We start from the raw sequence: 7,471 nt of genomic DNA on the forward strand, positions 1-7,471 counted from the left end.
TTTTAATTTTTTGGCCAAGTGTAACGTGTATATGCTAATTCACGTTTATGGGCATTTTTGATATAGTGATTTTCAATCGTATCACGTGCTTCGCTTGACACGTCCTTGCCTTCTAAATAATCATCTATTTCATCATACGTAACACCCAATGCTTCTTCATCAGGTAGTTGAGGTTTATCATCCTCTAAATCTGCTGTAGGGATTTTTTCGTATAAATGTTTTGGTGCATCTAAATATTTCAATAATTGTCTTCCCTGTCTTTTATTCAGACCGAAGATTGGCGCAATATCGGCAGCACCATCACCATACTTCGTATAGAATCCGGTAATATTTTCAGCTGAATGATCAGTTCCTATGACGATGCCACTTCGATTAGATGCAATTGAAAATTGAACTTTCATACGTTCACGGGCTTTTTCATTACCACGTTGAAAATCTGTTAATGTAATGCCGGCTTCGCTTAACGATTGAACACTTTGATCAACAGCTGGTTTAATGTTAACGGTTATAATTTCATCAGGATGAATAAAATCTAGCGCGTCTTCAACCTCTTCAGCATCTTTTTGAACACCATAAGGTAATTTCACAGCGATAAATTGACACGCTCGCCCTTCTTTACGTAATTCCTCAACCGCTATCTGTGCCAATTTACCAGTCAACGTTGAATCTTGACCACCGGAAATGCCTAATACTAAAGATTTAATAAATGAATGTGATTGTACATAATTTTTTATGAATTGTATAATGTCACGCGTCTCTTGTTCAGAATCAATCGTTGATTTCACTTTCATTTCTTTGACTACGATATCTTGTAAATTAGTCATTGTCCTCCTCCATTTCTTTCACGTGTTCTGCAACTTCAAATATACGTTTATGTTTGTTATCCCAACAAGCAGTACTTAAATCAACCGGATATTCTTGAGGATTTAAATAGCGTTTATTTTCATCCCACAATTTAGATAGCGCATGCTTAGAATAGTCTTGTGCTTCTTTTTCACTCGGTAATTGATAAACCAATTTACCATTTTCAAAAATGGAGTGATGTAAATCAATCGCTTCAAAGTGTTTAATATGTTTCATTTTGTATGTGTGAACTGGATGGAACATTTTTAAAGGCTTCTCTGTATTAGGATTTTCATGTTCTAACGTAATATAGTCGCCTTCAGCTTTACCTGTTTTTGTATTAATGATGCGATATACCTTTTTCTTACCTGGTGTAGTTACTTTCTCAGCATTGTTAGAAAGTTTGATTCGATCAATATATTGACCGTTATCATCTTCAACTGCTACAAGCTTATACACTGCACCTAAAGCGGGTTGATCATAACCGGTAATCAATTTAGTGCCTACACCCCATGAATCAACTTTAGCGCCTTGAGATTTTAAACTCATAATTGTTTGTTCATCTAAGTCATTAGATGCAATAATTTTAGCATCTTTGAATCCCGCTTCATCTAACATTCTACGCGCTTCTTTAGATAAATAAGCAATATCACCAGAATCTAAACGTATCCCAATGAAATTGATTTTATCCCCTAATTCCTTAGCCACTTTAATCGCTGTAGGCACACCGGATTTCAATGTATGGAACGTATCTACTAAGAAAACGCAATTTTTATGACGTTCTGCATAGATTTTAAACGCCTTATACTCATCACCATATGTCTGAACGAGTGCATGTGCATGCGTACCAGAAACAGGTATACCAAATAATTTACCTGATCTCACATTACTCGTAGAATCAAAACCGCCAATATAGGCAGCACGTGCCCCCCATAGTGCTGCATCCAATTCTTGTGCACGTCGTGTTCCAAATTCCATTAAAGTATCATCAGGTGCAACTTGACGGATTCGACTTGCTTTAGTTGAAATTAACGTATGGAAGTTAATTATGTTTAATAATACTGTTTCTATAAGTTGTGCTTGAATTAATGGTGCTTCTACTCGAAGTAATGGCTCATTACCGAAGCACAATTCACCTTCTTGCATTGAACGTATATTACCAGTGAACTTTAAGTTCTTTAGATAGTTCAAGAAATCATCTTTATAACCAATCGACTGTAAATACGCAATATCAGAATCACTAAAATGAAAATGTTCTATAAATTGAATTACTCTTTTTAATCCATTAAATACTGCATAGCCACTCTCAAAAGGCATATTTCTAAAATACAAGTCAAATACTGCATTTCGTTCGTGAATACCATCATTCCAATAGCTTTCTGCCATATTAATTTGATACAAGTCATTATGTAACATTAAACTGTCATCTTCGTATCGATACACCATAATCTCTCCTAACGATGTTTTAGTACATTTTATCATAATTCATTAGAAGTGCGTATTCACATCTTATTGATACTTTTAAAATAAAAAATATATCAATTAGACAAATTCGTGACAATATATGTAATTGAATGAGTTAATTGATTGTCTAGATTATAATATGAACCGAGGTGGTCTTATGTTATTAGAAGAAGCGAGACGTTTTATCGAAACGATGTATCACGAACTTAATTACAATGCATCGCAACGGGATAATAGATTAAAAGAAATAGAAGAAGAGATTCAACATACAGGTACATATACACATACGTTTGATGAATTAGCGTATGGTGCAAAACTTGCTTGGCGTAATTCTAATCGTTGTATCGGGCGCTTATTCTGGGATTCTCTCCATGTAGAAGATGCAAGAAATGTTGACAATGAGCGTGATTTTATTAATGCTATCAACCATCATCTAAAATATGCAACGAATGATGGTAAAATCAAACCTTATATAACGATTTTTTCACCTGATCAAGCACCACGTATATTTAATAATCAACTTATTAGGTATGCAGGCTATGAACATTGTGGTGATCCATCTGAACGAGAAGTAACACAATTGGCCGAACATTTAGGATGGAAAGGTGCAGGCACAGACTTTGATGTACTACCACTCATATACCAGTTACCTAATGATTCAATTAAACTATATGAGTTATCCCATGAATTAGTAAAAGAAGTTAATATAGAACATGATCAGTACCCAAAATTGAAACAACTAAATTTAAAATGGTACGGTGTTCCTATCATTTCGAATATGGATTTAAAAATTGGTGGTATCACGTATCCAACTGCTCCATTTAATGGGTGGTATATGGTAACTGAAATTGCAGTGCGCAATTTCACAGACCCTTACCGCTATAATTTACTTGAAAGTGTTGCAGAAGCGTTTGAATTTGGTACACTTAAGAATAATTCTTTTAATAAAGATCGAACGCTAGTTGAATTAAATTATGCAGTGTATCATTCATTCAAATCTCAAGGTGTCTCAATTGTAGATCATCTAACTGCATCTAAACAATTTCAATTATTTGAAGAAAAAGAACACGCACATCATCGTGATGTTACAGGAAAATGGTCATGGTTAGCACCACCACTTTCACCAACCCTAACTTCAAACTATCATCATGGTTATAATAATGAAATCAAGGATCCTAATTTTCACTATAAGACATCACAGTCAATGAAGTGTCCGTTCCACTAGTGTTCAATCATTCGAGGTGATGAACAAAGATGCGTTTATATTATTTAGGTCCTAAAGGGACTTTTTCATACTTAGCAGCTAAAACTTATTTATCAGAGGAAGAGGTTACATATTCTCCTAAATCCAATCTCTATGAGGTAATTAAAGCAGTTAACAGTCATAGCAATGCTGTGGGTATCGTCCCTATTGAAAATTCAATTGAAGGAACAATTAATATTGTTGCAGATGCGCTTGCGCAAGAAGACATTTATGCTCATGGTGAAATTCATTTAGATATAAATTTTGGTCTATACGCGCTTAAAGGTACTTCACTGGAGGACATTGAAAAGGTATATTCTATCGCACCTGCGATTAGTCAGACGAGCCAATATATACACCGACATCATTTCATATATGATTATGTCGACAGTACAATACAAAGTTTGGAGAAAATCGATACACATGTTGCTGCTATTGCGCCACTAGGTAGTGGCGAAGCATATGGTTTCGAACCAATTGATGCACACATTCAAGACTATCCGCATAATGTTACGCGTTTTTTAGTTGTTAAAAGTGATGAACACTATAGTGAAACAGCTTCTAGCACGTTGTTATTAATCACACCGAAACACGACAAAGCTGGCCTGTTAGCTAGTATACTCAATACTTTTGCATTATTTGATATTAATTTGTCATGGATAGAATCTAGACCGCTTAAGACACAACTAGGAATGTATCGTTTCTTTGTTCAAACCGATATAGGTAAAAGTGAAGAACTTGATAAAGTTATTTCAATTTTAGAAACATTGGACTTCAGCGTTAAAATTATAGGCGCATTCAATCGCCAATAGAAATTAGGCGTGGGGTGATGAATTCAAATTGAATTCATCACCCCACACCCATTTTGTCCTACTTGCAAACTGTTTTATTCTATATTTATTTTCCTAATTGTGATGTCCTCATCCTGATTTAAAGTCAGGTCAGCTATATCCTCTAAATGTATCGTTTGTGATGCATCATCAAACGTATTCCCTGCAATAAATACTTGCTGATGTTTTACATCATTATAACTTCTAATATGAATGGCATCTTTTTTCATTTTCCCACTAAAATGATTACTAATTACACTGAAGTTTTCACCTGCTTGAGATGGCATAACTAAGCCTGTGTTAGGGTCAGCAGCATTCTTTCCATCTTTTACACCTAAAAATCGAATACCACCTTTACAATTTTTGAATTCATTGCGTGATATAATCATGTTTTTAGCTTTAAGTGGTGTTAATGCATAATCTTCCATTCCATCAAAACAATTATCTTTAATATGCACATTGTCATAGAATTTATTATATCTACTTGCGTGCGAGCCAATCGCTCTATTCCATGGGCGCATGTCTTGGTCTTCGGAATCACCGAAATAACAATTCTCGATAACAACGTTTTTAGTAATGGTTCCATCTGTCGTGCCAAATTTAGGGAATGCACCTGGGACTTGTATATCCAATTGAATCGCTTCTGAAAATGAGCGGTCGCCATCAAAATCATTAAATCCATTAAAATGACAGTTCTTGATATATAAGCCATTAATACCACAGGCATCTAAAGCATGTCCACCTACGACATTTAATACCGTAACACCAATCAGTTGAATGTCTTCCGCATGTCCAATTGACATTGCAGTATTATTATACGGAAATTGACCACCATTCATATCAAATGTTCCACCTTTAATATAAATCTGACTATTTCCTTGATAACCTTTATAAAAGCCAAAGCGATGTCCGTTTTTTAAAAGGGCATCCTTACCACATCTTAGCAATGTGGTATCATCTTCAAGTAATAGTGTCGTTGCGCCGTAAATAATGAGTGCTTTCGAAATATGATACGTACCACTCGGTATAAACACAGTGTGTTCACCATATTTTGCTTTATTCAATGCGCGCTGTATTGCTTTCGTGTCTTTGCGTTTATTATGTCCTTTTAGTCCATAGTCTTGAGCATTAATTAACATATCGTATCCCCTATCTCAACTTTCCAATCTTTAAATCTATAGGCTGTGTACCATTTTAGAATGGGATTAGCTATAATATATGTAATGATTAATGAGGTAATCATTTAATCGTTTCTATATAATTATACAATATTTAAATACCTCAAACATTTATTCGAGAGGATGATAGCTCATGACTAAAAAAGCACTTATCGTTGTAGATTATTCTTATGATTTTATTGCAGATGATGGCCGCTTAACATGTGGTAAACCCGGTCAAGATATTGAATCGTTTATCCTAAATCGTCTTGAAACATTTCAGTCACATGATCAAGATATTTTCTTTATGATGGATTTACACTATGAAAATGATCCTTTCCACCCTGAGACGCAGTTATTCCCTCCTCATAATATTGAGGGCACATCAGGGCGCGAACTGTATGGTAAGGTTAAAACATTTTATGATAATTTTAAAGAACGCGAGAATATTCATTACCTAGATAAACGTCGGTATGATTCTTTCTACGGTACGCCTTTAGATAGCCTATTACGTGAAAGAAATATTACAGATATTGAAATCGTAGGTGTATGTACAGATATTTGCATTCTCCATACTGCTGTATCAGCTTATAATTTAGGATATCAAATCACTATTCCTAAAGATGGAGTTGCTTCTTTCAATGAAAATGGTCATGTATGGGCTTTAGGACATTTTGTAAACTCATTAGGCGCAGAGGTAGATGTTCCTAAATAAAACATGATAAAATAAGATGAAAAATCAAATGATAAGGGTGGATAATAACAATGGCAAAAACTTATATTTTTGGACATCAAAATCCAGATACAGATGCAATCGCATCAGCTATAATCATGGCTGATTTTGAACAATTAACTGGTAACTCTGAAGCGACGCCATATCGCTTAGGAGATATTAATCCTGAAACTCAATATGCTTTAGATCACTTTGAAGTTAAAGCACCAGAATTATTAAGTGATAACCTAGATGGCCAAGACGTTATCTTAGTCGATCATAACGAATTCCAACAAAGTGCTGAAACAATTTCTGATGCTGAGATTAAACACGTTGTAGACCATCACAGAATCGCAAACTTTGAAACTGCTTCACCACTTTGGTATCGAGCAGAACCAGTTGGTTGTACAGCTACAATTCTTTATAAAATGTATAAAGAACGTGGATTTGAAATTAAACCACACATTGCTGGATTAATGATTTCAGCAATCATTTCTGATAGCTTATTATTTAAATCACCTACTTGTACAGATGAAGATGTAAATGCTGCTAAAGATTTAAAAGACATTGCAAATGTTGATTTAGATGAATATGGCTTAGATATGTTAAAAGCTGGTGCATCTACAACTGATAAATCTGCTGAAGAATTATTAGATATGGATGCTAAATCATTCAATATGGGTGACTATGTTACACGTATTGCACAAGTTAACACGGTTGACATTGACGAAGTCTTAGATCGCAAAGAAGATCTTGAAAAAGCAATGTTAGAAACAAGTGCAAATGAAAAATACGACTTATTTGTATTAGTCGTAACTGATATTATTAATAGTGACTCTAAAATTTTAGTCGTAGGTGCTGAAAAAGACAAAGTTGGCGAAGCATTTAAAGTTCAACTAGACGATGGCATGGCATTCTTATCAGGCGTTGTCTCTCGTAAAAAACAAGTGGTACCTCAAATTACAGAAGCTTTAACTAAATAAAACATTTAGGTATTTAATTAATCGCCTATATATGTAAGGCTAGGACATTAATAATTAAACAATACTACTTTGCAAATGCGCAGTAGCTAACTGAACCGAGAGGGCGTAAGCTTTTCTCGGTTTTAGTTATCTTTGCGGGCTGGACCCCAACAAAGCGCATTTCATCAAGAAATTCAACAAGCAAAGCAAGCTGGGAGCGGGCGACGAATTTAAAAAATTCAGTCCTGCTTCATTTTTAT

7 protein-coding genes are annotated in these 7,471 nt (G+C 34.7%); 4 read left to right on the forward strand and 3 right to left on the reverse strand.

Annotation, left to right across the window (positions count from 1 at the left end; genetic code table 11):
• Nucleotides 1-2 precede the first annotated feature (2 nt).
• Both nadE and KA858_RS02515 read right to left on the reverse strand, forming a co-directional pair.
• On the reverse strand, nucleotides 3-824 hold the full coding sequence (nadE, locus tag KA858_RS02510; RefSeq protein WP_210134924.1) for an ammonia-dependent NAD(+) synthetase: 822 nt from the start codon (nucleotides 822-824) through the stop codon (nucleotides 3-5).
• Nucleotides 817-2,286 (reverse strand): nicotinate phosphoribosyltransferase, encoded by a 1,470-nt coding sequence (locus KA858_RS02515; protein WP_075108566.1) that lies wholly within the window; start codon nucleotides 2,284-2,286, stop codon nucleotides 817-819. Before KA858_RS02515 ends, nadE begins: the two co-directional genes overlap by 8 nt.
• Before the next feature lie 178 nt (nucleotides 2,287-2,464).
• Between KA858_RS02515 and KA858_RS02520 the strand changes: the two genes are divergently transcribed.
• Nucleotides 2,465-3,532, forward strand: a complete 1,068-nt coding sequence (locus KA858_RS02520) for a nitric oxide synthase oxygenase (RefSeq protein WP_210134925.1) — start codon at nucleotides 2,465-2,467, stop codon at nucleotides 3,530-3,532.
• 29 nt (nucleotides 3,533-3,561) lie between these two features.
• Nucleotides 3,562-4,362 carry a prephenate dehydratase gene (locus KA858_RS02525; protein WP_210134926.1) on the forward strand — a complete coding sequence of 267 codons (801 nt, stop codon included), beginning with the start codon at nucleotides 3,562-3,564 and terminating at the stop codon, nucleotides 4,360-4,362.
• Between the two features lie 74 nt (nucleotides 4,363-4,436).
• On the opposite strand, the gene KA858_RS02530 is transcribed toward KA858_RS02525, so the two are convergent.
• The gene (locus KA858_RS02530) at nucleotides 4,437-5,519 is read right to left on the reverse strand and encodes a glycosyl hydrolase family 28-related protein (protein ID WP_210134927.1); all 1,083 of its coding nucleotides are present in this window, start codon (nucleotides 5,517-5,519) and stop codon (nucleotides 4,437-4,439) included.
• Between the two features lie 172 nt (nucleotides 5,520-5,691).
• Between KA858_RS02530 and KA858_RS02535 the strand changes: the two genes are divergently transcribed.
• Nucleotides 5,692-6,252 (forward strand): cysteine hydrolase family protein, encoded by a 561-nt coding sequence (locus KA858_RS02535; RefSeq protein WP_210134928.1) that lies wholly within the window; start codon nucleotides 5,692-5,694, stop codon nucleotides 6,250-6,252.
• 50 nt (nucleotides 6,253-6,302) lie between these two features.
• Nucleotides 6,303-7,232 (forward strand): manganese-dependent inorganic pyrophosphatase, encoded by a 930-nt coding sequence (locus tag KA858_RS02540; protein WP_210134929.1) that lies wholly within the window; start codon nucleotides 6,303-6,305, stop codon nucleotides 7,230-7,232.
• The last annotated feature ends 239 nt before the right edge of the window (nucleotides 7,233-7,471 follow it).

This window comes from Staphylococcus sp. GDX8P80P, from assembly GCF_017893095.1.
In the GTDB taxonomy this organism is placed as follows: Bacteria; Bacillota; Bacilli; order Staphylococcales; family Staphylococcaceae; genus Staphylococcus; species Staphylococcus borealis.

Bases quoted from the DNA above. Each gene is read 5' to 3' on its own strand.
- nadE (WP_210134924.1), bottom strand. From the start codon at position 824: ATGACTAATTTACAAGATATCGTAGTCAAAGAAATGAAAGTGAAATCA.
- KA858_RS02525 (WP_210134926.1), top strand. From the start codon at position 3,562: ATGCGTTTATATTATTTAGGTCCTAAAGGGACTTTTTCATACTTAGCA.
- KA858_RS02535 (WP_210134928.1), top strand. From the start codon at position 5,692: ATGACTAAAAAAGCACTTATCGTTGTAGATTATTCTTATGATTTTATT.
- KA858_RS02530 (WP_210134927.1), bottom strand. From the start codon at position 5,519: ATGTTAATTAATGCTCAAGACTATGGACTAAAAGGACATAATAAACGC.
- KA858_RS02540 (WP_210134929.1), top strand. From the start codon at position 6,303: ATGGCAAAAACTTATATTTTTGGACATCAAAATCCAGATACAGATGCA.
- KA858_RS02520 (WP_210134925.1), top strand. From the start codon at position 2,465: ATGTTATTAGAAGAAGCGAGACGTTTTATCGAAACGATGTATCACGAA.